This window comes from Stenotrophomonas sp. Br8 (assembly GCF_014763005.1).
Classification (GTDB): Bacteria; Pseudomonadota; Gammaproteobacteria; order Xanthomonadales; family Xanthomonadaceae; genus Stenotrophomonas; species Stenotrophomonas lactitubi.
The window spans coordinates 1-23,428 of record NZ_JACGTN010000024.1 but is presented as its reverse complement, the minus strand read 5'-3'; the positions used below and the strand labels follow the sequence as shown (position 1 = coordinate 23,428).

The following is a 23,428-nucleotide window of genomic DNA, read 5'->3' as shown; positions in this document are numbered from 1 at the left end:
TTCAGCGCTTCTGCTTGAACAACCACGCCCACATCGCCGCGTCGGCGTAGGTGGCATCCCAGGCATTGTGGTTGCCTTCCGCGTACTCGGTATAGCGCACGTCACGCGCGCCGGCGGTCTGGAAGGCGGCATGCAGCCGGCGGTCGTCATCCGGCGGCACCACATCATCCAGCGCGCCGTGGAAGATCCAGATCGGGGTGCGCTGCAACCGTTCCGCGATCACTGCATAGGGATCCGCTTCGTTCGTCACCTGCTCCACGAACAGGGTGGGGCGTATCGCACGCGGCGCCAGTACCGCACCGCAGACCGGCACGATCGCGGCAAAGCGCTGCGGGTCGTCCAGGGCGATGTTCCAGCTGCCGTAGCCACCCATCGACATCCCGGTCAGGTACTGCCTTGCCGGGTCGGCGCCGAATTCGGCGATTGTTGCATCGAGCGCGGCCACGGCCACACGGTTGTTGCGTCCGCTCCATTCTTCACGGCCGGGTACCTGCGGAAACACCGCCAGCGCGGGGAAGTCGGCGGCGTGCCGACGCAGGTACGGGCCCAGGCCCGCGTGGGTCTGCTTCACGCCATCGCCGCCGCGCTCACCGGATCCGTGCAGGAACAGCACCACCGGCAGCGGCCCAGACGCGCGCGCGGCTTCGGCTGGAATGAACACCTGGTAGTAGGCGGTTTCGCCGTCCACCTTCACCGCGCGCGCCTCGAAGTGGCCGCGCGCACCGGGCGGCGTACTGGCGCACCCGGTCATCATCAGCAGGGCCAGCAGCGGCAGCCAGCGCGAGAACGATCGAAGCATGGCGATTCCCATGAGGGCAAGGTCGCTTCGATGGTAGTGCGCTGCGGCCGGCCCGGCATCGTGCGCCGCATCACTGCGGGCGCGGGAAGCTGGCGATGATGTCCAACTGCTCCTGTGCCTCGGGGTTGCCTTCCACCGCGGCCGCCTGCACCTGCGCCATGTCCGGATGCAGCACCACCAGCAACGGGTTCTCGCACACCGGGCACACGTACTCGGTGGCGTCCTCGTCCAGCTCCATCACCATTGCCCGTGAACTGCCTTTCCACTCGCAGGCCGCGCAGGTGTGAGGCTGGTCGCGCCAACCCGGCGCAAAGTAGTTTTCGATCGTCGTTGCCATGGCAATTCCAGTCAGTGCAGCAGGACCATGGTGGCCAGGCCGAGGAAGGTGAAGAAGCCCATCGAATCGGTCACTGCGGTCAGGAAGATGCCGCTGGCCAGCGCCGGATCGAAGCCGAAGCGCTTCAGGCCCAAGGGCACCAGCACGCCGGCCAGTGCCGCGAACAACAGGTTGCAGGTCAGCGCGATGGCGATCACCGCCGAGAGTCCGGGTGAGTGGAACCAGGCGAGCACGATCAGGCCCAGCACCGAGCCGAGCACCACACCATTGAGCAGCGCGACCCGTACTTCCTTCCACAGCAGCGTGCGTGCGTTGGAACTGCCGACCTGGCCCAGCGCCAGGCCACGCACCATCAGCGCCAGCACCTGGGTGCCGGCATTGCCGCCGAGCCCGGCGACGATCGGCATCAGCACGGCCAGTGCGACCAGCTTGTCGATGGTGCCTTCGAAGTGGCCGACCACACTGGAGGCCAGGAAGGCGGTGCACAGGTTCACCGACAGCCACATCAGGCGGCGTCGCATTGCGCGCCAGACCGGGCTGAACAGATCTTCGTCCTCATCCAGGCCGGCCGCGCCCAGCGCCTGGTGCTCGGCCTGGCCACGGATGATGTCCACCACGTCATCGATGGTGATGCGGCCGATCAGGATGTTGTTGTCATCCACCACCGGCGCGGAGATCCAGTCATGGTCGGAGAACTGCCGCGCCACTTCCTGGTCGCTCTCGCCGACATCGATGGCAGGCTGTTCATCGTCGATCAGGCGGTTGATCGGCGTGGTGTCTTCGTGGGTCACCAGCGAGGCCAATGACACGCGGCCCAGGTACTGATGGCGGCGGCTGACCACGAACAGGTGATCCGTGTGGTCGGGCAGTTCGCCGCGCAGGCGCAGGTAGCGCAGCACCACATCGACGTTGACGTCGGCGCGCACCGTCACCACGTCCGGGTTCATCAGGCGACCGGCGCTGTCCTCGGGGTAGGACAGCACCTGCTCCAGGCGCTCGCGGTTCTCCCGGTCCATCGACTTGAGGACTTCGTCGATGACCGTGTCCGGCAGATCTTCGACCAGGTCGGCCAGATCGTCGATGTCCAGGTCTTCGACCGCCGCGATGATCTCGTCCGGGTCCATGTCCGCGAGCAGGCTCTCGCGCACGTCGTCGCCGACGTGGACCAGTACTTCGCCGTCGTCTTCCGGATCGACTAGGCCCCAGACGATCTCGCGCTTGCCCGGAGGCAGCGATTCGAGCAGGTTGCCGATCTCGGCCGGCGCCAGGGTATTGACCAGACGGCGTACCGGGCCCAGCCGACCGCTGTCCAGTGCATCGGACAGCATCCGCAACTGGCGCGCAGTCTTGTCGTGGCGTACAGCCTCAGCCATCGCAGCTCCCGCGGGATAAGAAAAGCCGCGATCCTTGCAAGGATGCGGCAACAGGGGTGTTCAGCGCGTCATTATCGCAAGGGGATGTTTCAGCGCATAGCCGCCGGGCATGGCGGCCTGCGGGTCCTCACATTCCGTCGGGCATGGCCCGGCGCTACCAAGGGTGGCAAGCGGCGGTAGCGCCGGGCCATGCCCGGCGAGCGCGTAGCGCGGGAATCAGGACGCGTCCGCCACCAACGCCAGCCAGCGCTCGATGCCGCGGCGGTCACGCATGCCCAGCAGCTTCGGTGCGCGGGCGCGCAGGGCGCCCAGGTCGGCGTCACGGACAGCCCGGCGTACTTCCAGCAAGGTGCCCGGGTGCAGGCTGAACTCGGTCAGGCCCAGCGCCAGCAGCAGCGGGGTCATCCGTGCGTCGCCCGCGATTTCGCCGCAGACCGCTACCGGAATGCGATGGCGCGCGCCGGTTTCGATCACCATCTGCAGCAGGCGCAGCACGGCCGGGTGCAGCGGCGAATACAGTTCGCCCAGTGCTTCGTTGTTGCGGTCGGCGGCCAGCAGGTACTGCACCAGATCGTTGGTGCCGATCGACAGGAAGTCGACCAGGTCGATGAAACTCTCCAGCGCCAGCGCGGCGGCGGGCACTTCGATCATCGCGCCCAGCGGCACATGCTCGGCCACCATGTGGCCCTCGGCGCGCAGCTGCTCGCCCAGTTTCAGCATGCGCCGGCGTACCGCCAGCAGTTCGTCGCGGGTGCTGACCATGGGCACCAGCACGCGCAGCTTGCCGTAGGCCGAGGCGCGCAGGATCGCGCGCATCTGGGTGTCGGCCACCTTGGGCCGGGCCAGCGACAGGCGCACGCCGCGCAGGCCCAACGCCGGGTTTTCCTCGTTGCTCAGGGTCAGGCCGGTGCGGTCGGCCTTGTCTGCACCCAGGTCCAAGGTACGGATGGTCACCGGGCGGCCACTCATGCCCAGCGCCGCATCGCGGTAGGTCTGGAACTGTTCTTCTTCGTCCGGCAGTTCGTTGCGCTGCAGGAACAGGAATTCGGTGCGGTACAGGCCCAGGCCGTGCGCGCCCAGCGCATGCGCCTGGGTCACGTCTTCCAGCGATTCGGCATTGGCCAGCAGGGCGATGTCGACCTGGTCGCGGGTACGGCTGGGCTTGCTGCGCAGGCGGCCGAGCTCGCGCTGCTCGCGTGCGTGCTCCTTCAGGCGTGCACGGTAGTCACGCAGGTTGTCGGCCTGCGGGTTGACGGTGATGCTGCCGTCGGCGCCATCGATGATCAGCACGTCGCCGTCGATCACCTTGCTCAGCAGCTGCGGCACGTTGACGATCAACGGCAGGTGCAGGCTGCGGGCGAGGATCGCACTGTGCGAAAGCGCGCTGCCCGCGCTGGTCACGATGCCGACCACACCGTGCGACTGCAGCTGGGCCAGCTCGGAAGGGGCGATGTTGTCGCAGACCAGGATTTCACCGGCCAGGCCCTTTACCGCTGCCGGCCGCTCGGGCTGCAGGAACGCATGGATGCGCCCGATCACATGGTCGAGGTCGTCCATGCGGCTCTTCAGGTAGGCATCGTCCATGCCATCGAAGACTTTGGCCAAGCGGTCGCGCTGCAGTCGCAACGCATAGCCGGCGCTGTAGGGACCGCTGCGGATCAGTTCGTCCAGGCCGAACAGCAGTTCGGGATCGTCCAGCAACAGTGCATGCAGGTCGAGGAACTCGCCCACTTCCTGGTTCAGCGCACCATGCAGGCGCTGGCGCAGCTCGTGCATTTCCGTGCGCGCCGCGTCCACGGCGCGGTGCAGGCGTGCCAGCTCGGATTCAACCTGGGAAGGGGGGACGCGCTGTTCGGCTACTTCCAGTGCATGCGGCAGGCGCACGCGGGCGCGGCCCATCGCAGTACCGCGGGCGGCGCCGTGTCCGGCCAGCAGCTGTACCGGCCGTTGGCCGGTGGGGGCTTGGCCGGCGCGCGCGCGCGGCACGCTCAGTTGTCCTCGTCGAAGCGACGCTCGAACAGGTCGACCACCGCGTCCATCGCCGCGACTTCGTCTTCGCCGTTGATGCGGATGGTGACCGGCGTGCCTTGCCCTGCCGCCAGCAGCATTACGCCCATGATGCTCTTGGCGTTGATCTCACGGCCCTTGGCGGCCATGGTCACATTGCAGCGGAACGGCGCCAGGGTCTGCACCAGCTTGGCGGTGGCCCGGGCATGCAGGCCCAGGCGGTTGCTCACAGTGAGTTCTCGTTCAAGCATCGTCGACTATCGCTCCATTACGGGTGCCCGCCGCCGCAGTGGCAGGCAGTTGATCCAGTCCCTGTTCCGGATAATTCATCACCCGCAGCAACATCGGCAGACTCAGCGCCGACACCCGGCGAACCGGGGTCCCCAACCGGGCCAGCTGCCCGGCGAGGTTGGCGGGGCTGGCGCCGTACAGGTCGGTCAGGATCAGCACGCCCTCACCCCCATCGACCCGCCGCAGAGCGGCCGAGGCGAGCGGGAGCAGAGCATCCAGGTCTGCGTCGAACGGTACTTCGAAAGCTTCGGTTTTCAACGGCAACTGCCGCAGAAGCCGGGTCGCCACCTCAAGCAGGGCGATCCCGACCCCAGGATGTGTTACGAGGAGAATGCCACAGGTCATTACTGCACGTTAACAGGTCAAGGTGAATTGGCGATAGCAGCAGGAGAGGGGCACTGTGTCCCGTATTCAGCGTTACTCGGGTCGGAGCCCTTTTTCGTTGAAAAAGCGATCCGACCCCATCCGTTTTTCGATGCCTGACAGAGATTCATCCACGCATGGCGTGGATCTACTGTGTCGACCAAGGTCGACACCCACCAACAGCAGCGGAAATCTGTCAGAGGTGGGGCGGTGTGGGGCTGCAGGACCGTTGGCGCCATGGATGGCGCCATCGAGCCCCCAAGGACGGGTTTACGGCGTGTCCTGCAGCCCCACACCGCACGAAATGCAGGCGTTTGACGTTGACGTTGCCGTGGTTTCTGCGGGTGCCGGGCGCAGCCCGGCCGACCACCCCTCAATCCTGCTCGCGGTGGTACGTCGCCACGTCTTCCCAGCCCATCTCACGTGCATGGCGGGCCAGGCGTTCGGCCAGGAACACCGAGCGGTGCTTGCCACCGGTACAACCGAAGGCCACCGTCACATAGCTGCGGGTGCCATCACCCAGCTTGGGCAGCCACGTATCCAGGAAATCCATCAGCTGCGCCAGGTAGCGCTGCACATCCGGCTGCGCTTCCAGGTAATCGCGCACGCCGGGTTCGCGACCGCTCAGCGCCCGCAGTTCCGGATCCCAGTGCGGGTTGGGCAGCACGCGCGCGTCGAACACGAAGTCGGCCTCGGCCGGCACGCCGCGCTTGTAGGCGAACGATTCGAACAGCAGCGACAGGCGGGTGGCATGGCCCATCGCGAATTCGGTGATGATCCGGCGCCGCAGCTGATGCACGTTCAACGCACTGGTATCGATCACCGCATCGGCTTCGCGGCGCAGCGGCGCGATCAGTTCGCGCTCGCGGGCGATCGCTTCCGGCAGCGACAGGCCCAGCTGGCTCAGCGGGTGCCGGCGGCGGGTGTCGGCATAGCGCTTGAGGACCGTTTCATCGTTGGCCTCGAAAAACAGCACCTTGGCATCCACGCCGGCATCGGTGGCCAGCTGCCGCCAGCTGGACAACTGGGTCAGGTCGCTCTGCCCGCGTACATCGATGCCCACCGCCAGCCGGCGCGCTGCTGCACCGTTGTGGTGGCTCAGGACATTGCGCACGAAGTCCGGCAGCAGCTGGATCGGCAGGTTGTCCGAGCAGTAGTAGTCCTGGTCCTCGAAGGTCTTCAGGGCGACGGATTTACCCGAGCCGGACAGGCCGCTGACGATGATCAGGGTCGGGGCGGTGGGACTGACGGTGCTCATGGACGGACTCTTCGAAGGGCAGGGGGGTCAGGGCGTTCGCCGTTCCAGCAGGTTGCTGTGGCGGGCGATGAACATCGCCGCCGGGTCGATACCCTTGGTACGCAGAATGTGCAGGCGGGTGGCCGCCTCGGTCAGCACGGCCAGGTTGCGGCCGGGCATCACCGGCAGGGTGATCAGCGGCACGTCCAGGTCCAGCACGTGGCGCGTGCCCGAGTCGCCGGTCAGGCGCTCGTAACCATGGGGGGTGGGCTCGGTCATCGGCTTGGTCAGGTGGACGATCAGCCGAAGGTACTTGTTCTTCTTTACAGCGGTGTCGCCAAACATCTCGCGCACGTTCAATACGCCCAGGCCGCGCACTTCCAGCAGGTCCTGCAGCAGTTCCGGGCAGGTGCCATCGAGCACGTCAGGAGCGATCTGGGTGAACTCGGGGGCGTCGTCGGCCACCAGGCGGTGACCGCGGCTGAGCAGTTCCAGGGCCAGCTCGCTCTTGCCCGATCCCGCTTCACCGGTGATCAGCACGCCGATGGAATAGATCTCCATGAACACGCCGTGCAGGATCACCCGCGGCGCCAGCGTACGCGCCAGGTGATACGACAGGTGGTTGAGCAGCTCGTGGCCGCGCTTGGGCGACAGCCACAGCGGCGTGCCGGATTCATCGGCGGCCGCGCGCAGGTCTTCCGGGCAGGGCTGGTTGCGGGTCAGCACCAGCGCCAGCGGATGCGACTGCATGATTTTTTCGATGGTCTCCCAGCGCTGGCGTGGTTCCAGTGCGTCCAGCCAGGACAGTTCCTCGGTACCGAGGATCTGCACCTTGTTGGGGTAGATCGCATTGAGATAGCCGGCCAGCGAAGGGCGTCGCGAGACCGTATTGCCGGCCTCCAGCTCGCGCTTCTCGCCGGATTTGCCCGCTGCCCAACGCAGGCCAAGCCGCTCACGCTGCTGTTCGAACAGTTCGCGGGCAGTGATGCTGGTATTCATGCGGCGCTCGCCGGTGGGGTCAGGTCCAGGGCCTGGCGCAGCTCCCGTGCATCACCGGCCTCGCGCAGCGCCTGGCGGATGCAGGGCGCGGAAAACAGCTCGGCCAGCTCGGACAGCAGCATCAGGTGTTGATGGGTGTAGTGGGCGGGAACGGCCATGGCGAACACCAGGTCCACCGGCTCGTCGCCACCGAAATCGACCGGGGTCTGCAGACGCAGCAGCGCGCCTCGGGGTCGATCCAGGGTCGGCGCACGACCATGCGGGATGGCGATGCCGTAACCGATCGCGGTACTGCCCAACGCTTCGCGCTGGCACAGGTTGAGATAGATCTGTTCGGCATTGGCCTGGCGGCAGGCCAGCAATCCGGCCGCGGCCTGCAGGACGCTGTCGCGGTCGGTGGCCGTGCAGAGCTGGGTCTGCACGGCCGCCAGGAGGTCAGTCAGGGGCATGTCTGCGGGGAGCGGTGGCGATCAGCCACCATTGTCGCCCACCGGCAGCGGTGCGTGCTGCTGTTTTTTCTCCTTGTGCTTGATCACCAGGCGGTCAAGCTTGTCCGCCAGCAGGTCGATCGCGGCGTACATGGTCTGCGCATTGGCTTCAGCGTGCAGGGTCTGACCCGGAATATTGAGGCTGGCATCGACGTGGTGTTCAGTCTTCTGCAGCTTGAGCGTCACCCGCGCTTCGCAGTGCTGGTCGAAGTGTTTGCCGATCCGGGCCAGCTTCTCCTCTACATAGGACTGCAGGGCCGGGGTGACTTCGACATCTTTGCCAAACGTTTCGATGCGCATCGGGTTTCTCCTTTGATCGGATGTGCCAATGAACCTCTCCGCCGGGCGCGGCGGCGCGTCAAACGATTCTGACTCTTTCGTGCGAGGCGGAGATGTTCATGGCCTCACGATACTTCGCCACGGTGCGCCGCGCTACTGGGATTCCCGATGTTTTGAGCAGGTCAGCCAGCTTGGCGTCAGAAAGCGGCTTGCGTGGGTTCTCGTCATCGATCAGGCGCCGGATCATGGCCTGGATGGCGGTGCTGGACGCTTCGCCACCGCCCTCGGTGTCGATGCCCGAGGCGAAGAAGGCGCGCAGCGGCAGGGTGCCGCGTGGCGTACGCACATGCTTGCGGGCGATCGCGCGCGACACGGTGGATTCGTGCAGGCCCAGTTCGCCGGCGATCTCGCGCAGGGTCAGCGGGCGCAGTGCCTGTTCGCCGAATTCAAGGAAGCCCGCCTGCTGCTGGATCAGGCTGCGCACCACCCGCAGCAGCGTCTCGCCACGTGCCTGCAGGCCCTTCAGCAGCCAGCGCGCTTCCTGCAGCTGGCCGCGCAGATAACCGGCATCGGCGTCACCGCAGCGACGGATCATCTGCTCGTAACCGCGGTGGATCACCAGCTTGGGGCCGGCATGGGCGGCCAGCGCGGCGCGCCAGATGCCGTTCTGCCGCCACACGACCACGTCCGGCACCACGTAGGTGTCCTGGGCGAGCGGAGCGATCTGGGTGCCGGGGCGAGGGTCCAGCGAGCGCAGCAGGGCCACGGCCGTCTCGACCTCGGCCAACGGTTGCTTCAGCTGCTGGGCCAGGCCGGTCACGCCGCTGCGCGGCAGTTGTTCCAGTGGGCCGGCGGCGACCTGTCGGGCCAGGGCCAGGCACGGGGTGTCGACAGGCAGCACATCCAGCTGCAGTTGCAGGCATTCGCCGAGGCTGCGTGCGGCCACGCCAACGGGGTCGAAGCGCTGGATCTGGTGCAGCACGGTCAGTATTTCGTCTTCGCCAGCATGGATCGCCGGCAACAGCGCTTCGGCGATGGCCGAGAGCGGCTCGCGCAGATAGCCATCGTCTTCCAGCGAATCGATCAGCGCGGCGCCGATGCTGCGGTCGCGGTTGGACAGGTGGGTCAGGTGCAGCTGCCACAGCAGGTGGTCGGCCAGGGTTTCGGTTTCGGCGACGCGTTCGGCAGCACTGCCGTTGTCGTCGTCATCATCGAAACTACCGCCGCTGCCGCCACTGCTCCAGTCCAGCTCGGCGGGCGCCCAGTCGTCGCCACTGTTTTCAGCATTGTCGGGCGGGGCGTCATTGTCGCCGCCCGCGTCGTCGCTGCTGGCGTCCTTGTCGACACCGGCGCCTTCGTCGCTGCTGTCGGACCAGTCCAGCAGTGGATTGCTCTCCACCGCCTGGGCGATTTCCAGCTCCAGCTCGGTCGTGGACATCTGCAGCAGCTTGATCGCCTGCTGCAGCTGGGGCGTTAGCACCAGCTGCTGTCCCAACGATGTCTGCAGCCGAGTCTTCATGCCTGTGCCGAACGGAAGGGAGAGGGCCCGGCGGCCGCGGTTACAGCTTGAAGGAATCCCCAAGGTAGACGCGGCGCACGTCGGCGTTGTCCAGGATCGCCTCGGGCGAGCCCTGGGCCAGTACGGTGCCCTCTGCGAGGATATACGCGCGGTCGCAGATTCCCAAGGTCTCGCGCACGTTGTGGTCGGTGATCAGCACACCGATGCCGCGCTGCTTGAGATGGGTGACGATGCGCTGGATTTCGCCGACCGAGATCGGGTCCACACCGGCGAAGGGTTCGTCGAGCAGGATCAGGCGCGGCTTGGCGGCCAGTGCACGCGCGATCTCGCAACGACGGCGTTCACCACCGGACAAGCTGGCACCGAGCTGTTCGGACACGTGCCCCAGCTGCAGTTCGTCGAGCAGGCTGTTCAGTTCGCGCTCGCGGCCAGCCGAATCCAGGTCCTCGCGCAGTTCCAGCACCAGGCGCAGGTTGTCGGCCACGGTCAGCTTGCGGAACACCGACGGTTCCTGCGGCAGGTAACCCACACCCTGCTTGGCGCGGGTGTACATCGGGTCGCCGGTGATGTCCTTGCCGTCCAGCACGATGCTGCCGGCATCGGCACCGACCAGGCCGACGATCATGTAGAAGCAGGTGGTCTTGCCGGCACCGTTGGGACCCAGCAGGCCGACCACTTCGCCGGCGTCCAGGGTCAGCCCGAAGTCCTTGACGACTTCGCGCTGCTTGTAGCGTTTGCGCAAGCCAGTTGCGACGAGCATTACTTCTTGCCTCCCGCCGGCGCCGCAGCCGGGGCGGCCGCTGGAGTCTTGTTCTTCGGCGGAATCACGGTGCGCACGCGGCTGCCATCGCCGCCGGAGTTCATCTCACCGCTGCGGGTGTTGTAGACCATGCGCTGGCCGGCATTGGTGCCGCGCGCGCTGGTGACCTTGTAGTTGCCGGTCAGGGTGATGATCTCGGTGGTGATGTCGTAGTCGATCCGGTCGGCCACCGCATCCATCCAGCTGCCATCGTCGAGCTGCTGCTTCATCTTGGCCTGCTTGCCGGTGAACACCGCACGCACGGCTTCGCCGCCCTTGAGGTAGATCTCGGCCTCGGACGAACGCAGGTCCAGCGTGCCCTGGGTGATGATCACGCCGCCCGACAGCACGGTCTTGCCGTCACCGGTGAGGGTGCCGGACTGCGCGCCGGAATCAATGTTCATCGCTTCATTGCGGTCGGTCGACTTGGCAAAGGCGACAGCGGGGACAAGAAGACTGAGTGCGAGCACGGCTGCAAAGGGAATCTTCATCGGGGTCCGTTCTACCGGTGGTGGGCCTCCGGCGGGACCGGGGGCTGCGGGTGGGGGCTGCCTGCTTCGCGCCTGTCGGGAAGACGTCGCGGGCGGGCGGCGGAATCAGCGCTTGGGCGTGTAACGGCCCTTGGACTGGCTGAGGAAATGATACGTGTTGTTCTTCGAATCCACCTCGAACCCGACGCCGGACTGCTCCATGCCCGGGCGGGTCATGGTCACCAGGGCATCGGTACGGGCTCGGTTGTCCTTCGGGAACACGTCCAGGTGGTCGGTGCGGAAGGTGGTCGGGACCACGCCGGGATCGGCCGGGCTGTCGCCGGCGACGTTGCCCCGCAGCTTCATCTCGTCGCCCTTGGCACTGAGCCAGCCGGTCTCGGCGCGCAGCGTCCAGTGCTTGCCGTCCTTGTCGGGCATTTCGAACAGCGGGGTGGTGATGTTGAGCGTCTGGTCGCCACGCTGGCGTTCCAGCAGGGGCGCGCGCAGGGTGGTCGATTCCTTGCCGTGTTCGTCCAGGGCGACGATCTGGAAGTCGTGCAGGATGTAGTCCACACCGGCGTCCTGGCCTTCGACGACAGGTGCCTTTTCACGGTTGCGCAGCGCGGCCCAGCTGCTCAGCAGGGCCGCCAGCAGCAGGCCCACGCCGAGGATCATCCGCCAGTTCAAGGTGGGGGCATTCATGCGCCGAACCTCGCCAGCACGGCGTCCAGGCGGCCCTGCGCGGCCAGCAGCACGTCGCACAGCTCGCGCGCGGCACCTCGGCCGCCGTCGGCACGGGTGATCCAGTGCACGCGCTCGGCGATCCACGGATGGGCATTGGCCGGGGCCACGGCCAGGCCGACCGCGCCCAGCGGCGCCAGGTCCGGCAGGTCGTCACCCATGAAGGCCACCTGCTCCAGGCCGATGCCGTGCTGCACGCACAGCGCCTGCACGCTGGCCAGCTTGTCGCCGACGGCAATCTGGGTGTCGATGCCCAGGTCGGCGCCGCGCTTGAGCGCGGACTGGCTGTTGCGCGCGGTGATCAGCACGGGGTGGATACCGTGCTGCTGCAGCAGTTTCAGGCCCAGGCCATCCTGCACGAAGTACGCCTTGCTCTCGTTGCCATCCTTGTCGTAGTACAGCCGACCGTCGGTGAGGGTGCCGTCCACGTCGAAGCAGGCCAGGCGGATATTGGCCGCAACGGCATGCAGATGGGCGGGGAAGGCGGGCAGGGGGGACCAGGGCATCAGGGCATCGGACTCGGTGGTTGCGGGCTCGTTGGTACAGACTGAATGGGGTCTACGGACTGTCGGTTAAACCACCCGGGCCCGCAACAGGTCATGAATGTTCAGGGCGCCGACCGCGCGGCCCTGGCTGTCGACCACGATCAGGCCGGTGATCTTGTGGGTTTCCATCAGCCGGGCAGCCTCCACCGCCAGCTTGTCGGCGCTGATGGTGCGCGGTTGCCGGGTCATCACATCGGCGATCCTGGCGGTGCGCACGTCCAGGTCGGTGTCCAGCGCGCGGCGCAGGTCGCCGTCGGTGAACAGGCCGATCAGCACGCCCTGGTCGTCGACCACGGCGGTCATGCCCAGGCGCTTGCGGCTCATCTCCATCAGCGCTTCGCTGAGGCTGGCGCCGGCATCGACCTTGGGCAGGTCCTCGCCGGTGTGCATGACGTCGGTGATGTGCAGCAGCAGGCGGCGGCCGAGGCTGCCGGCCGGGTGCGAGCGGGCGAAATCGTCGGCGGTGAAGCCGCGCGCGTCCAGCAGGGCCACCGCCAGGGCGTCGCCCATCGCCAGCGATGCGGTGGTGCTGGAGGTGGGCGCCAGCGCCAGCGGGCAGGCTTCGGCCGGCACGCTCACATCCAGGTGGAAATCGGCGGCGCTGGCCAGGCTCGACTGCGGGCGGCCGGTCATGGCGATCAGCACATTGCCCTGGCGCTTGAGCACCGGCAGCAGCATCAGCAGCTCATCCGATTCACCCGAATAGGACAGGGCCAGCACCACGTCGTCCTCGGTGATCATGCCGAGGTCGCCGTGGCCGGCCTCGCCCGGGTGCACGTAGAACGCCGGGGTGCCGGTGGAGGCCAGGGTGGCGGCGATCTTGCGCGCGACATGGCCGGACTTGCCCATGCCGGTGGCGACTACCCGGCCGCGGCTGCCCAGGATCGCCCGGCAGGCCTGCTGGAAGGCGTCGCCGAGGCGGTCGGCCACGGCGTCCAGCGCCTGCCGTTCGATCTCGAACACGCGCCGGCCACTGGCGACCAGGGCAGCAGGGTCGGCGGAACGGGGGGGCAACAGGGATTCAGCCATGCGGACGCCACGCAGCGGAAGTAGAATGGACGCACATTTTATTAGGAAAGCCCGTTGGACGCCGACACCATCCGCAATCTGATCGAAACCGGCCTGCCCGGCGCCCGCGCCGACGTGCAGGGTGACGATGGCGTGCATTTCGAAGCGACCGTGGTCAGCGAGGCCTTTGCCGGCAAGATGCCGCTGGCCCGCCACCGGATGGTGTATGCCACTCTGGGCGACCTGATGGGCGGCGCGATCCACGCGCTCGCATTGAAAACCGTGACCCCGGCCGAAGCCGGCTGAACCGCAGAAGATCCCCAATACATGGCCAAGATCGTTGTGACCGGCGGCGCTGCGCTGCACGGTGAAGTAAGCATCTCCGGCGCCAAGAACGCCGTCCTCCCCATCCTGTGCGCAACCCTGCTGGCCGACGCGCCGGTGGAGATCACCAACGTGCCGCATCTGCACGACGTGGTGACCACGGTGAAGCTGCTGGGCGAACTGGGCGCGAAAGTGACCATCGACCAGGGCACGTTGTCGCGCGGCAGCGCGATCGTGGTCGACCCGCGTCCGGTCAACCAGCATGTGGCTCCGTATGAACTGGTCAGGACCATGCGTGCCTCCATCCTGGTGCTGGGCCCGCTGCTGGCCCGCTTCGGCGCGGCCGAAGTGTCGCTGCCGGGTGGCTGCGCGATCGGCTCGCGCCCGGTTGACCAGCACATCAAGGGCCTGCAGGCACTCGGTGCCGACATCGTGGTCGAGAACGGCTTCATCAAGGCCACCGCCAAGCGCCTGAAGGGTGGCCACTTCACCTTCGACATGGTCAGCGTGACCGGTACCGAGAACGTGCTGATGGCAGCGGTACTGGCCGAAGGCACCACCATCCTCGACAACGCGGCGATGGAACCGGAAGTCACCGATCTGGCGCACTGCCTGATCGCGCTGGGCGCGAAGATCGAAGGCCTCGGCACCGCACGCCTGGTCATCGAAGGTGTCGAGCGCCTGTCCGGTGGCCGCCATGAAGTGCTGCCCGACCGCATCGAAACCGGCACCTTCCTGGTGGCCGCCGCGATGACCGGTGGCAAGGTCACCGTCAACCGCGCGCGCCCGAACACCATGGACGCCGTGCTGGCCAAGCTGGTGGAAGCCGGCGCGACCATCGAGACCACCGAAGACAGCATCACCCTGGACATGCACGGCAAGCGGCCGAAGGCGGTCAACCTGACCACCGCGCCGTACCCGGCGTTCCCGACCGACATGCAGGCGCAGTTCATGGCGCTCAACTGCGTGGCCGACGGCGTGGGCGTGATCAACGAAACGATCTTCGAGAACCGTTTCATGCACGTCAACGAACTGCTGCGCCTCGGCGCGGACGTGCAGGTTGAAGGCCACACGGCCATCGTGCGCGGTCACGAACGCCTGAGCGGGGCACCGGTGATGGCGACCGACCTGCGCGCGTCGGCGTCGCTGATCCTGGCTGGCTTGATGGCCGATGGCGATACCACCATCGATCGCATCTACCACCTTGATCGCGGCTACGAGAACATCGAAGAGAAGCTGTCTTCGCTCGGCGCCACCATCCGGCGCGTGGCCGCATGATCCTGCGCGGCAAGTTCAGCCGTCGCCGCAAGGCATTGCTGGTGCTGGTGCTGATCGTGCTGGCGTGGCTGGGCTACGCCTGGTACGCCAACATCGCCATCACCAAGGGCATCGAGCAGAAGGACATGGACTGGAATGGCGACGGCACGGTGACCCGTGACGAGATCATCCAGTCGTTCTACGCGGTGGCGGTGAACGACAGCCAGGACGGCAACCGCCATTGCCGTACCTTCGTGCGTCGATCCACGGGCGAGCAGATCCGGGTGGACTGCCGCACCGAGTTCGCGCCGGCGGAAGCGCCGAAGAAATAAAAAAACGCCCGCGAAAGCGGGCGTTTTTTTGGGACATCCATCCACGCATGGCGTGGATCCACTTCACGTCCCAGTAGATCCACGCCATGCGTGGATGGCGCGGATCGCCGGTCAGTTCATCGCCTTGATGGTCAGGTCCAGCGCATCGCGACCGCTTTCACGCTGCAGCATGCGCGCCGGCACCGGGAACTCCGGCACGATCCAGGCGATCAGTTCCTTGTTGCCGTCGGTGCGCGAGACCTTGGTGGCCTCGTAGCTCTTGCCGCCCACGGTGACCGATTCCTTGCCGACCACGCGGTAGGTCATGTTCTTGACCCGGCCTTCGTCGACCATGCGATAGGTCAGCGGCTTGCCGGCAGCCAGGTCACGGGCGATGGCCAGGTTGATCAGCAGCGCGTCCATGTCGCCGGCCTTCAACGCGATCGGTCCGGCGCGATCCGGCTTGATGTCGCCGGTCCAGGTGGCTTGGTTGCTGGTCCAGTTGTAGTTCGCCTGCACATTGCGCTTCTTCACCAGCAACGCAGAGCGATCCTGGCTGCTGAGCGGGCGCAGCTGCCCGCGCACTTCCTCGAACACGGTGGTTTGGCTCAGGTCGGCCAGCTGGTTCTTGACCTGCAGGCTGTAGCGCCACTTGTTGCTGCCTTCGCTGGCCAGGGTCATGCTGCCGTTGGCCTGCATGCCCATGTAGCTGGCCAGGTAGTCGGCCTTGAACGGCTGCAGGGCCATGGCCGGCAGGCTGGCCACCGACAATGCGGCAGCGGCGATCCAGGTCAGGGGGCGGGTCAGGGTGTTCATGCTCAGACTCCTTGGTATTCGATCAGGCGCAGATCGACGCGATCTTCGCCGTCTTCGCGTTGCAGGATGCGCACCGGGGTGGGGACACCGTTGGCGATCCAGAGAATGGTTTCGTTGTTGCCGCCGTTGGTCCGATAGACCCGCAGCGCGTTGTAGGACAGGTCGCCGACCTCGACGTTCTCGGTCTGCGGCGCGGCCTGGTAATCGTGCTGGCGCACCTTGCCCATGTCGACGTAGCGATAGTGCATGGCCGCGCCAGGGCGGGCATCGCGCATGATCGCCAGGTTCATCAGCAGGGCGCTCTGGTCGCCGGCCTGCAGCGGAATCGGCTGTGCGCGCTTCTTTTCCACGTCGCCACTCCACTGCGCGGTGCCGGCCTGCCAGTTGTAGGTGCCGACGGCCTTCTTGCCGAGGAACAGGCCCTTGCGCACCGTGCTCTGGCTGAGTGGCGCATAGACACCGTTGCGCTCCTCGAACACGGTGCTCTGTTCGATGTTCAGGCCGAGCACGCTGGCAAAGCCGCGACGGCCGACTACCTGCATGTCCACCCGCCACTGGTTGCCACCGGTGTGGGTGACCTGCATGGTCGCGTCGCCCGCTTCCTTGCTCTTGTAGAAGGCCTGGTAGGTCGCGCTGAACGGCTGCAGCGGCGGCGGCTCCCAGGCCAGTGCAGGCAGCACCGGCGGCGCCACCTCGGCAGGTGCCGGCGCAGCAGGCGCTGTTGCCTGGCCCCAGCCCGCACAGGCGAGGACGGCAAGCGGCAGCAGCAGGGTTGTACGCAGCAGGGACGTGGTCTTCATGGCCGACAGGAACCGCAGGAGGGGAGCAGGATGCCAGCCCCGCAGTCAGCGGGGCGTGTGCACGGGGGTTACCGGTTCAGGTTCCCGGCGGAATCTAGAGCCAAGGGGCTAAACAGGGGGTGACCGTCGAATGTCGGCTGGCCTTCCCGTTCAGCCAGACGGCCTGCACAGAGCAGTTCCAGGGTCGCGATCAGCAGCGGATGCTCCACCGCAAGCACGCGTTCGGCCAGGGTCTGCGCATCATCGCCGGCAAGCACCGGAACCCGCGCCTGCGCCAGCACCGCGCCGGCATCCAGTTCCGGCACCACCAGGTGGACGCTGGCGCCGTGCTCGACGTCACCGGCCTCCAGTGCCCGTGCGTGGGTATGCAGGCCCTTGTGCAGCGGCAGCAGCGAGGGATGGATGTTGACCAGGCGGCCATTGAACCGCTGCACGAAATCGGCGCCCAGGATGCGCATGTAGCCGGCGCAGACGATCCAGTCCGGGGCGGATGCAGCCAGCGCATCACCCAGCGCCAGCTCGTAGGCGGCGCGGTCGCTGAATTCCTTCGGCGCATGCGCCCAGCGTCGATCCGCTGCCACCCGCTCCAGTGCGGTCGCATCGGGACGGTCGGAGAACACGCCGACAACCTCGGCCGGCAGCCGCCCCGCAGCGATGGCGTCGACAATGGCCTGCAGATTGCTGCCGCGGCCGGAGGCCAGCACGGCGATGCGGCAGATGCTCATCGCGCCGCGCTCCGGCGCACCAACGGCCACAGCAACAGGCTGCCCAGGGTCGCCTGCAGCATGTCCGCATGCGCGTCCCACATGTCGCCCTGCTGGCCGTTGTAGGCCTCGGCCGCTTCCGGCGACAGGGCAAGGGCGATGCCCCATTCCAGCCACTCATACACCAGGCTGGAACACATCACTGCCATCACCGCCAGGGTGAATGCCTGGCCGATGCGCAGCGCAGGCCAGGACTGTCGCGCCAGCTGCAGCAACGCAGGTGTGAAGCAGACGCCATAGAGGAAGTGGATCAGGCGATCGAAGTGGTTGCGTTGCCAGCCAAAGGCGGCATCCGGCGACCATCCGAGCAGCGACTGCAGCCAGGCATCATAGGGAACGTTGGAATACAGCCAGCGCGCGGCCACGCAGTGGATGGCGATGAAGCCGCAGATGGCGATGAACGCGCCGTTGTCCAGCTGCCAGCGCCGGTCCACCCACCACAGGGCGAGCAGGCCGATCACGGTCAGCGAGCTGTGCAGGGCCTGCTCGAGCGGCCACAGCGGATGGATCCAGGTTGCTGCGAATATGCACAACACCGCAGCCAGCGCGACCTTCTTCGGTCCCGACAGTGAGTGGGTGGCGCGGTTGCTGGCGAGCGTGGAGGCGGCGGGCGTGGACATGTCGGAGCGATCAGCAGAAGGGACGGAACATGCGCCTGCCAGCTCAGACGCTGACGTGGTCGCCGCGGTCGAACAGTGCGGCGATCTCCGGCTTGCGCAGGAAATACACCGCGTAGGCGGTCAGCGCCATGCCCAGCGGGCCGGCCATCACCGCGGCCCAGGCCGCGCCGCGACACCAGGCCAGATTGCTGCGCTGGCCAAGCAGCCGAGCGGTGCGCAACTGCAGGAAGCCCAGCCCGATGGCCAGCAGCGACACCGCGCCGTACACCGTCGCCAGCACGGCGCCGTCATCCATGCCGCGTTCGAAGGCGACGATGCCGACAAAACCGAGGAACACCAGCGCTGCCAGCCAATGGAAGCCTGCCAGTGCATAGAACAGGATCTTCAGGTTGTGCAGGTGGCTGGCGGTCTGCAGATCGGCCAGGGTCTGTCGTGGCAGCGGCGGTGGGTTCATTCCATCGCTCATGCCACACCCGCCTGGCCAGCGAAGGCGGCCTTCACCTGCGGGCGCAGCAGCACGACCAGGGTGAACACGCCGAGGATGGTGCCGATGGGGGTGAACAGGCACGACAGCCCGGCCACGATCATGCACAACAGGTAGCGGCGCTGCTGCGACAGGCAGCGGCCGGCATAGGCGACAAAGCCGGCCAGGGTCAGCCCGCCGAGCACGATGCAGAAACCCATCACGGTGAACAGCCAGCCGACGAACTGCTGTTCTTCCGGCGAAGACGGTTCACCGCCGGACTTCATCGGCAGCGAGCCGGACAGCATGGCGATACCCAGCACGATGTGCAGGATGAAGATCAGCGAGAACACCGCCATCAGACCGGCGACCACGTAGTGGCCGATTGCCAGCTGGCGCAGCTGGGTGGCGTCCTGCGGGCCGAACACCGGCACGGCCGGGTTCGGCGGCAGCACCGGCGGAGCCGGCGTCGTCGACAAGGGAGTGGGTGCGTCCATGCGGGTTCCTTTGTCCAGTGGATCAGGCGATGTGGACGCGTTCGCCGCCCTGGGCGGTGACCACCTGGCCGATCGTCCAGTGCTCCAGGCCCTGCGCCTTGACCGCAGCGGACACGGCCTCCAGCTGGTCCGGGGCGACGATCAGCACGAAGCCGATGCCGCAGTTGAAGGTGCGCCACATTTCACTGTCGGCCACCGCGCCTTCCTTCTGCAGCCACTGGAACACCGGCGGCAGGGTCCACGACGAGGCCTGGATGTCCAGGCCGAGGCCCTCGGGCACCACGCGGATGATGTTCTCTGTCAGGCCGCCACCGGTGATGTGGGCCATGCCGTGGATGGCATCGCCGTGCGACTTCAGCAGCGACAGGATCGGCTTGACGTACAGGCGGGTGGGGGCCATCAGCGCATCGACCAGTTTGACTCCGCCTTCCAGTTCCAGCTCGGCCGGGCGGCCGGCGCGGTCGTAGATGCGACGGACCAGCGAGTAGCCGTTGGAGTGCGGGCCGGAGGAGGCGATGCCGATCAGCACGTCGCCTTCGGCGACATGGGCGCCGTCCTTCAGCTCGCTCTTTTCGACGGCAGCGACGGTGAAGCCGGCCAGGTCGTACTCGCCCGGGGCGTACATGTCGGGCATCTCGGCGGTTTCGCCGCCGATCAGGGCGCAGCCGGCCTCGATGCAGCCATTGGCGATGCCGCCCACGACTGCCGCGGCGGTGTCGATGTCCAGCTTGCCGGTGGCGAAATAGTCCAGGAAGAACAGCGGCTCGGCGCCCTGCACCAGCACGTCGTTCACGCACATGGCGACCAGGTCGATGCCGATCGTATCGTGGCGGTTCAGCTGGTGGGCCAGCTTCAGCTTGGTGCCGACGCCGTCGGTGCCCGACACCAGCACCGGCTCGCGGTACTTGTTGGACAGGTCGAACAGGGCGCCGAAGCCACCCAGGCCGCCCATCACCTCCGGACGGAAGCTGCGCTTGACCAGGGGCTTGATCCGCTCGACCAGCTCGTTGCCGGCGTCGATGTCGACACCCGCGTCACGGTAGGTGAGGGGGGAAGGGGCGGAAGACGGGCTGTTGGTCACGGGCGTCGGCGCTGGCAGGGGTTGAATCGCCGATTTTAACAGGCCGCATTGGCGCAAAGGCCGTATTCGGGCAACAATTCCCCCCGGATACGTCGAGCCAATGGATGTCCTGATGCGCCGCAGCCTGTTTTTGACCCTGCTCCTTGCGCTGTGCCTGCCGGTGGCCACGATGGCCCAGAGCGGCATGCGAACCGAGGGGGATGTTGCCACTGCCAGTGGTGCGTACGAGGCCGAAGTGCCCGTCAACAGCCAAGCCGAGGCTGACCGCAACGGTGCACTTGCCCGCGCGTTGAGCGTTGTACTGGGCAAATTGTCCGGCGATCGCAGCGTCATGTCGCGCCCCGGCGTGGCGCAGGCGTTGCGCAATGCCAAGGACTATGTGGCCAGCTACGACTACAAGCAGGACCAGAGCGTGGGCGCCAGCGGTGCGCCGAGCTTCCGTACTCTGCTGGTCGCCCGCTTCCGCGAGGATGACGTGGACGGGCTGGTGTCGGCGCTGGGCCTGCCGCTGTGGCCGCAGCCACGACCGAAGCCGGTGCTGTGGCTGGCCGTTGATGACGGCAGCGGTCCGCGTCTGGTCAGCGTGCAGCAGGCCAATGCCGCGCGGCCGTTGCTGAGCCGGGCCATCGAGCGCGGCTACAAGCTCGGCCTGCCCAGTGGTGGCGCAGCCGAGCAGGCCCTGGCCGGTGCCATCTGGCGCCAGGACAGCGCTGCCGTTGCCCGCGCCTCGTCGCGCTATTCGCCGCCGATGCAGTTGATCGGCAAGCTCTACCGCGCCAATGGCGGCTGGCAGGCGGACTGGGTGTTCGTCGACAACGGCCGTGAACTGAACAAGTGGACCAGCAAGGACGCCAACGCCATGCGCGCGATGGCCGCCGGTGCCGATGGCGCTGCCGACGCGCTGGTCAAGCGTTATGCCAAGGCCGGTGCGGCCACTGGCCAGGCGGGCACCTACCGCGTGGTGGTGACCGGCATCAACAGCGCGGACGAATACCTGCGCCTGGCTGCCGGCCTGCGTGAAGTGGCCGTGGTGCGCAACGTTACCCCGCTGCGTGCGACCGCCGATCATCTGGAACTGAATCTGGAAATGACCACCGGCCTGGCCGGCTTCAACCGCATGCTCGGCGACAACGGCGTCCTGGTGCCGTCGGCGACCCTGCCGGCCCTGCCGACGCCGATCGACGATACGACCGGTGCACCGGCACCGGCGCCGGTCAGCAACGAGTACCGCCTGCGATGATCCTGTCCCCGGAAGCGGAAATCGCGCAGTTCCTGCGTCGGCTGAAGTACATCCTGCTGGCGGGCCTGATCGGCTGGATCGTCTGGCTGCTGGCACCGATCCTGACCCCGTTCGTGCTGGCGCTGGCGCTGGCCTGGCTGGGCGATCCGCTGGTGGACCGCATCGAGGCCACCGGCCGCTCGCGCATGACCGGCGTGGTGCTGGTGTTCGTGGCGATGGTGCTGGTGATCGTCGCGCTGCTGCTGGTGCTGGTGCCGATGATCGAGCGCCAGATCACGACCTTGATCGCCGCGGCGCCGCAGGCGCAGGCCTGGTTGATGGAGAAGGGCATTCCCTGGTTCGAGCAGAAGACCGGGCTGGAAGTGATGCAGTGGATGGACCCGGACCGCCTGATCGAGTGGGTGCGCAGCCATTGGCAGCAGGCCGGTGGGTTCGCAACAACCTTCATGGGCTACGTATCGCGCTCGGGCTTCACGGTGGTCACCTGGGTGGTCAACCTGTTGCTGCTGCCGATCCTGGCGTTCTACTTCCTGCGCGATTGGGACAAGCTGGTCGAGCGCGTGGCATCGGTGATTCCGCGCAACCAGATCGGCACGATCACCGCGCTGGCGCGTGAATCCAATGAAGTGCTCGGTGCGTTCATCCGCGGGCAGTTCCTGGTGATGCTGGCGCTGGGCGTGATCTACGCCGGTGGCCTGTCGCTGGTCGGGCTCAAGCTGGGCCTGTTGATCGGCCTGATCGCCGGCCTGATCAGCTTCATTCCCTACCTGGGCGCGACTACCGGCATCCTGATGGCGATCGTGGCTGCGCTGGTGCAGGCGCAGGGGTTCGACCTGAAGCTGCTGATCCTGGTCGGCGTGGTGTTCACCGTCGGCCAGCTGCTGGAGAGCTACGTGCTGACCCCGCGCATCGTCGGCGACAAGATCGGCCTGCACCCGGTGGCGGTGATCTTCGCGGTGATGGCCGGTGGCCAGCTGTTCGGCTTCCTCGGCATGCTGCTGGCACTGCCGGTGGCGGCGGTGAGCAACGTGCTGTTGCGCTATGCGCACCAGCGCTACCGGCAGAGTGAGCTGTATGCCGGCGAGAAGCCCGCGATCGTGCTTGATGGCGTGATCGACCAGCCCCATATCATCGTGCCTGGCAATGACAAGGGTCCGGAACTGAAGTGATTGGTGTGCCGCAACTTCCGCTGGCCCTGCATTACCCGCGGGACCAGCGCCTGGAGAGCTTCATCGGTGCGCCGGACGGCGCGCTGGCGCAGCTGCATGCCATCGCGGTAGGGGCCAGCCACGATTGGATCTACCTGGAAGGCGCGGCCGGCACCGGCAAGACCCATCAGGCGCTGGCGATGTGTTCCAGCGCCGAGCAGGCCGGGCGCCTGCCGACGTACGTGCCGCTGGCCAGTGTGGTTGGCCGGGTGCGGGTGGCGCTGGAAGGACTGGAGCAGCGCGAGCTGGTGGCGCTGGATGGCCTGGATGCGGTGGCGGGCAACCGCGAGGACGAGATCGCGCTGTTCGATTTCCACAACCGCGCGCGCGCTGCCGACGTGACGGTGCTGTACACCGCGCAGAAGTCGCCCGGCGAACTGGGCCTGGTGTTGCCGGACCTGCGTTCGCGCCTGGGCCAGTGCGTGCGCGTGCTGCTGCAGCCGCTGGACGAGGAAGGCCGCGCAGCGGTGCTGCGCGAGCGCGCGCTGCGCCGGGGATTGGCGATCGACGAGGCCGCCATCGAGTGGCTGCTGTCGCACACCGGCCGCGAGCTGGGTGGGTTGATCACGCTGCTGGATTGGCTGGATCGCGAATCGCTGGCGGCGAAGCGGCGGATCACCGTGCCGTTCCTGCGCCAGGTACTGGAAGAAGGCCGTCCTCGTTACTGAGGGGTGTTGTTCGGCAGGGCTGCGCCCTGCACCCGCCGAAGCCAGGGCAACGTCAACGTCAACAGCAAAAGCTCGCTATCCGTGGGATGGCGGGGTGGCTCAGGTTGCGGGGGACGGCGCAAGT

The 23,428-nt window shown here is 67.0% G+C and carries 29 protein-coding genes; 6 read left to right on the top strand and 23 right to left on the bottom strand.

What is annotated here, in order from left to right:
* Position 1 precedes the first annotated feature (1 nt).
* The 16 genes from H3005_RS19750 to H3005_RS19675 form a co-directional block, all read right to left on the bottom strand.
* Positions 2–799 (bottom strand): prolyl oligopeptidase family serine peptidase, encoded by a 798-nt coding sequence (locus H3005_RS19750; RefSeq protein ID WP_100554057.1) that lies wholly within the window; start codon positions 797–799, stop codon positions 2–4.
* A 70-nt stretch (positions 800–869) separates the two neighbouring features.
* The gene (locus tag H3005_RS19745) at positions 870–1,136 is read right to left on the bottom strand and encodes a hypothetical protein (protein ID WP_100551730.1); all 267 of its coding nucleotides are present in this window, start codon (positions 1,134–1,136) and stop codon (positions 870–872) included.
* A gap of 11 nt (positions 1,137–1,147) precedes the next feature.
* On the bottom strand, positions 1,148–2,509 hold the full coding sequence (gene mgtE / locus H3005_RS19740; protein WP_025874026.1) for a magnesium transporter: 1,362 nt from the start codon (positions 2,507–2,509) through the stop codon (positions 1,148–1,150).
* 216 nt (positions 2,510–2,725) lie between these two features.
* On the bottom strand, positions 2,726–4,495 hold the full coding sequence (gene ptsP, locus H3005_RS19735) for a phosphoenolpyruvate--protein phosphotransferase (protein WP_100551731.1): 1,770 nt from the start codon (positions 4,493–4,495) through the stop codon (positions 2,726–2,728).
* A gap of 2 nt (positions 4,496–4,497) precedes the next feature.
* Positions 4,498–4,767, bottom strand: a complete 270-nt coding sequence (locus H3005_RS19730) for an HPr family phosphocarrier protein (protein WP_025874024.1) — start codon at positions 4,765–4,767, stop codon at positions 4,498–4,500.
* Positions 4,760–5,152, bottom strand: coding sequence for a PTS fructose IIA subunit family protein (locus H3005_RS19725; RefSeq protein WP_099819261.1), 393 nt, complete (start codon positions 5,150–5,152; stop codon positions 4,760–4,762). The genes H3005_RS19730 and H3005_RS19725 overlap by 8 nt, the downstream gene beginning before the upstream one ends.
* A 391-nt stretch (positions 5,153–5,543) precedes the next feature.
* On the bottom strand, positions 5,544–6,428 hold the full coding sequence (gene rapZ, locus H3005_RS19720) for an RNase adapter RapZ (RefSeq protein ID WP_162292003.1): 885 nt from the start codon (positions 6,426–6,428) through the stop codon (positions 5,544–5,546).
* Between the two features lie 27 nt (positions 6,429–6,455).
* Positions 6,456–7,406 (bottom strand): HPr(Ser) kinase/phosphatase, encoded by a 951-nt coding sequence (gene hprK / locus H3005_RS19715; RefSeq protein WP_004147299.1) that lies wholly within the window; start codon positions 7,404–7,406, stop codon positions 6,456–6,458.
* On the bottom strand, positions 7,403–7,855 hold the full coding sequence (locus H3005_RS19710) for a PTS sugar transporter subunit IIA (protein ID WP_032977285.1): 453 nt from the start codon (positions 7,853–7,855) through the stop codon (positions 7,403–7,405). Before H3005_RS19710 ends, hprK begins: the two co-directional genes overlap by 4 nt.
* Before the next feature lie 21 nt (positions 7,856–7,876).
* A complete protein-coding gene (gene raiA / locus H3005_RS19705) occupies positions 7,877–8,194 on the bottom strand; it encodes a ribosome-associated translation inhibitor RaiA (RefSeq protein ID WP_004147311.1) in 318 nt (105 codons plus the stop codon).
* A gap of 58 nt (positions 8,195–8,252) precedes the next feature.
* The gene (locus H3005_RS19700; RefSeq protein WP_191078842.1) at positions 8,253–9,692 is read right to left on the bottom strand and encodes an RNA polymerase factor sigma-54; all 1,440 of its coding nucleotides are present in this window, start codon (positions 9,690–9,692) and stop codon (positions 8,253–8,255) included.
* 40 nt (positions 9,693–9,732) lie between these two features.
* Positions 9,733–10,452 carry an LPS export ABC transporter ATP-binding protein gene (gene lptB / locus H3005_RS19695; RefSeq protein WP_025874019.1) on the bottom strand — a complete coding sequence of 240 codons (720 nt, stop codon included), beginning with the start codon at positions 10,450–10,452 and terminating at the stop codon, positions 9,733–9,735.
* Positions 10,452–10,982, bottom strand: coding sequence for a lipopolysaccharide transport periplasmic protein LptA (lptA, locus tag H3005_RS19690; RefSeq protein ID WP_099819263.1), 531 nt, complete (start codon positions 10,980–10,982; stop codon positions 10,452–10,454). Before lptA ends, lptB begins: the two co-directional genes overlap by 1 nt.
* 105 nt (positions 10,983–11,087) lie before the next feature.
* The gene (gene lptC / locus H3005_RS19685; RefSeq protein ID WP_089239303.1) at positions 11,088–11,663 is read right to left on the bottom strand and encodes an LPS export ABC transporter periplasmic protein LptC; all 576 of its coding nucleotides are present in this window, start codon (positions 11,661–11,663) and stop codon (positions 11,088–11,090) included.
* Complete coding sequence (locus tag H3005_RS19680) at positions 11,660–12,208, bottom strand: HAD hydrolase family protein (protein ID WP_089239305.1); 549 nt, start codon at positions 12,206–12,208, stop codon at positions 11,660–11,662. The genes lptC and H3005_RS19680 overlap by 4 nt, the downstream gene beginning before the upstream one ends.
* A gap of 66 nt (positions 12,209–12,274) precedes the next feature.
* On the bottom strand, positions 12,275–13,276 hold the full coding sequence (locus tag H3005_RS19675; RefSeq protein ID WP_191078841.1) for a KpsF/GutQ family sugar-phosphate isomerase: 1,002 nt from the start codon (positions 13,274–13,276) through the stop codon (positions 12,275–12,277).
* Positions 13,277–13,330: 54 nt separating this feature from the next.
* Here H3005_RS19675 and H3005_RS19670 point away from each other — a divergent pair, with 54 nt between their 5' ends.
* The 3 genes from H3005_RS19670 to H3005_RS19660 are packed head-to-tail and all read left to right on the top strand — an operon-like array spanning position 13,331 to position 15,168.
* The gene (locus H3005_RS19670) at positions 13,331–13,561 is read left to right on the top strand and encodes a BolA family protein (RefSeq protein WP_089239309.1); all 231 of its coding nucleotides are present in this window, start codon (positions 13,331–13,333) and stop codon (positions 13,559–13,561) included.
* A 21-nt stretch (positions 13,562–13,582) separates the two neighbouring features.
* Positions 13,583–14,857 carry a UDP-N-acetylglucosamine 1-carboxyvinyltransferase gene (gene murA / locus H3005_RS19665; RefSeq protein ID WP_191078840.1) on the top strand — a complete coding sequence of 425 codons (1,275 nt, stop codon included), beginning with the start codon at positions 13,583–13,585 and terminating at the stop codon, positions 14,855–14,857.
* Positions 14,854–15,168 carry a hypothetical protein gene (locus tag H3005_RS19660; RefSeq protein WP_100551735.1) on the top strand — a complete coding sequence of 105 codons (315 nt, stop codon included), beginning with the start codon at positions 14,854–14,856 and terminating at the stop codon, positions 15,166–15,168. The genes murA and H3005_RS19660 overlap by 4 nt, the downstream gene beginning before the upstream one ends.
* Positions 15,169–15,279: 111 nt before the next feature.
* On the opposite strand, the gene H3005_RS19655 is transcribed toward H3005_RS19660, so the two are convergent.
* The 7 genes from H3005_RS19655 to purM form a co-directional block, all read right to left on the bottom strand.
* Entirely contained in the window at positions 15,280–15,963 is a 684-nt protein-coding gene (locus H3005_RS19655; protein WP_191078839.1) for a DUF3108 domain-containing protein, read from the bottom strand.
* A gap of 2 nt (positions 15,964–15,965) precedes the next feature.
* Positions 15,966–16,763 carry a DUF3108 domain-containing protein gene (locus H3005_RS19650; RefSeq protein WP_100551737.1) on the bottom strand — a complete coding sequence of 266 codons (798 nt, stop codon included), beginning with the start codon at positions 16,761–16,763 and terminating at the stop codon, positions 15,966–15,968.
* 68 nt (positions 16,764–16,831) lie between these two features.
* Complete coding sequence (gene purN, locus H3005_RS19645; protein ID WP_191078838.1) at positions 16,832–17,488, bottom strand: phosphoribosylglycinamide formyltransferase; 657 nt, start codon at positions 17,486–17,488, stop codon at positions 16,832–16,834.
* On the bottom strand, positions 17,485–18,147 hold the full coding sequence (locus H3005_RS19640) for a DUF2238 domain-containing protein (RefSeq protein WP_191078837.1): 663 nt from the start codon (positions 18,145–18,147) through the stop codon (positions 17,485–17,487). Before H3005_RS19640 ends, purN begins: the two co-directional genes overlap by 4 nt.
* A gap of 43 nt (positions 18,148–18,190) precedes the next feature.
* The gene (locus tag H3005_RS19635) at positions 18,191–18,613 is read right to left on the bottom strand and encodes a hypothetical protein (RefSeq protein ID WP_100551740.1); all 423 of its coding nucleotides are present in this window, start codon (positions 18,611–18,613) and stop codon (positions 18,191–18,193) included.
* Positions 18,610–19,107 carry a hypothetical protein gene (locus tag H3005_RS19630; protein ID WP_100551741.1) on the bottom strand — a complete coding sequence of 166 codons (498 nt, stop codon included), beginning with the start codon at positions 19,105–19,107 and terminating at the stop codon, positions 18,610–18,612. Before H3005_RS19630 ends, H3005_RS19635 begins: the two co-directional genes overlap by 4 nt.
* A 22-nt stretch (positions 19,108–19,129) precedes the next feature.
* On the bottom strand, positions 19,130–20,188 hold the full coding sequence (purM, locus tag H3005_RS19625) for a phosphoribosylformylglycinamidine cyclo-ligase (RefSeq protein ID WP_191078836.1): 1,059 nt from the start codon (positions 20,186–20,188) through the stop codon (positions 19,130–19,132).
* 112 nt (positions 20,189–20,300) lie between these two features.
* Here purM and H3005_RS19620 point away from each other — a divergent pair, with 112 nt between their 5' ends.
* The 3 genes from H3005_RS19620 to hda are packed head-to-tail and all read left to right on the top strand — an operon-like array spanning position 20,301 to position 23,304.
* A complete protein-coding gene (locus tag H3005_RS19620; protein ID WP_223482051.1) occupies positions 20,301–21,428 on the top strand; it encodes a DUF2066 domain-containing protein in 1,128 nt (375 codons plus the stop codon).
* Positions 21,425–22,597, top strand: coding sequence for an AI-2E family transporter (locus H3005_RS19615; RefSeq protein ID WP_100551743.1), 1,173 nt, complete (start codon positions 21,425–21,427; stop codon positions 22,595–22,597). The genes H3005_RS19620 and H3005_RS19615 overlap by 4 nt, the downstream gene beginning before the upstream one ends.
* Complete coding sequence (gene hda / locus H3005_RS19610; RefSeq protein WP_180164311.1) at positions 22,597–23,304, top strand: DnaA regulatory inactivator Hda; 708 nt, start codon at positions 22,597–22,599, stop codon at positions 23,302–23,304. The genes H3005_RS19615 and hda overlap by 1 nt, the downstream gene beginning before the upstream one ends.
* The last annotated feature ends 124 nt before the right edge of the window (positions 23,305–23,428 follow it).

Excerpts from the sequence above, each read along its gene's own strand:
- H3005_RS19750 (WP_100554057.1), bottom strand. The coding sequence starts at position 799 with ATGCTTCGATCGTTCTCGCGCTGGCTGCCGCTGCTGGCCCTGCTGATG.
- H3005_RS19745 (WP_100551730.1), bottom strand. The coding sequence starts at position 1,136 with ATGGCAACGACGATCGAAAACTACTTTGCGCCGGGTTGGCGCGACCAG.
- mgtE (WP_025874026.1), bottom strand. The coding sequence starts at position 2,509 with ATGGCTGAGGCTGTACGCCACGACAAGACTGCGCGCCAGTTGCGGATG.
- H3005_RS19730 (WP_025874024.1), bottom strand. The coding sequence starts at position 4,767 with ATGCTTGAACGAGAACTCACTGTGAGCAACCGCCTGGGCCTGCATGCC.
- H3005_RS19725 (WP_099819261.1), bottom strand. The coding sequence starts at position 5,152 with ATGACCTGTGGCATTCTCCTCGTAACACATCCTGGGGTCGGGATCGCC.
- rapZ (WP_162292003.1), bottom strand. The coding sequence starts at position 6,428 with ATGAGCACCGTCAGTCCCACCGCCCCGACCCTGATCATCGTCAGCGGC.
- hprK (WP_004147299.1), bottom strand. The coding sequence starts at position 7,406 with ATGAATACCAGCATCACTGCCCGCGAACTGTTCGAACAGCAGCGTGAG.
- H3005_RS19710 (WP_032977285.1), bottom strand. The coding sequence starts at position 7,855 with ATGCCCCTGACTGACCTCCTGGCGGCCGTGCAGACCCAGCTCTGCACG.
- raiA (WP_004147311.1), bottom strand. The coding sequence starts at position 8,194 with ATGCGCATCGAAACGTTTGGCAAAGATGTCGAAGTCACCCCGGCCCTG.
- H3005_RS19700 (WP_191078842.1), bottom strand. The coding sequence starts at position 9,692 with ATGAAGACTCGGCTGCAGACATCGTTGGGACAGCAGCTGGTGCTAACG.
- lptB (WP_025874019.1), bottom strand. The coding sequence starts at position 10,452 with ATGCTCGTCGCAACTGGCTTGCGCAAACGCTACAAGCAGCGCGAAGTC.
- lptA (WP_099819263.1), bottom strand. The coding sequence starts at position 10,982 with ATGAAGATTCCCTTTGCAGCCGTGCTCGCACTCAGTCTTCTTGTCCCC.
- lptC (WP_089239303.1), bottom strand. The coding sequence starts at position 11,663 with ATGAATGCCCCCACCTTGAACTGGCGGATGATCCTCGGCGTGGGCCTG.
- H3005_RS19680 (WP_089239305.1), bottom strand. The coding sequence starts at position 12,208 with ATGCCCTGGTCCCCCCTGCCCGCCTTCCCCGCCCATCTGCATGCCGTT.
- H3005_RS19675 (WP_191078841.1), bottom strand. The coding sequence starts at position 13,276 with ATGGCTGAATCCCTGTTGCCCCCCCGTTCCGCCGACCCTGCTGCCCTG.
- murA (WP_191078840.1), top strand. The coding sequence starts at position 13,583 with ATGGCCAAGATCGTTGTGACCGGCGGCGCTGCGCTGCACGGTGAAGTA.
- H3005_RS19660 (WP_100551735.1), top strand. The coding sequence starts at position 14,854 with ATGATCCTGCGCGGCAAGTTCAGCCGTCGCCGCAAGGCATTGCTGGTG.
- H3005_RS19655 (WP_191078839.1), bottom strand. The coding sequence starts at position 15,963 with ATGAACACCCTGACCCGCCCCCTGACCTGGATCGCCGCTGCCGCATTG.
- H3005_RS19650 (WP_100551737.1), bottom strand. The coding sequence starts at position 16,763 with ATGAAGACCACGTCCCTGCTGCGTACAACCCTGCTGCTGCCGCTTGCC.
- purN (WP_191078838.1), bottom strand. The coding sequence starts at position 17,488 with ATGAGCATCTGCCGCATCGCCGTGCTGGCCTCCGGCCGCGGCAGCAAT.
- H3005_RS19640 (WP_191078837.1), bottom strand. The coding sequence starts at position 18,147 with ATGTCCACGCCCGCCGCCTCCACGCTCGCCAGCAACCGCGCCACCCAC.
- H3005_RS19635 (WP_100551740.1), bottom strand. The coding sequence starts at position 18,613 with ATGAGCGATGGAATGAACCCACCGCCGCTGCCACGACAGACCCTGGCC.
- H3005_RS19630 (WP_100551741.1), bottom strand. The coding sequence starts at position 19,107 with ATGGACGCACCCACTCCCTTGTCGACGACGCCGGCTCCGCCGGTGCTG.
- H3005_RS19620 (WP_223482051.1), top strand. The coding sequence starts at position 20,301 with ATGCGCCGCAGCCTGTTTTTGACCCTGCTCCTTGCGCTGTGCCTGCCG.
- H3005_RS19615 (WP_100551743.1), top strand. The coding sequence starts at position 21,425 with ATGATCCTGTCCCCGGAAGCGGAAATCGCGCAGTTCCTGCGTCGGCTG.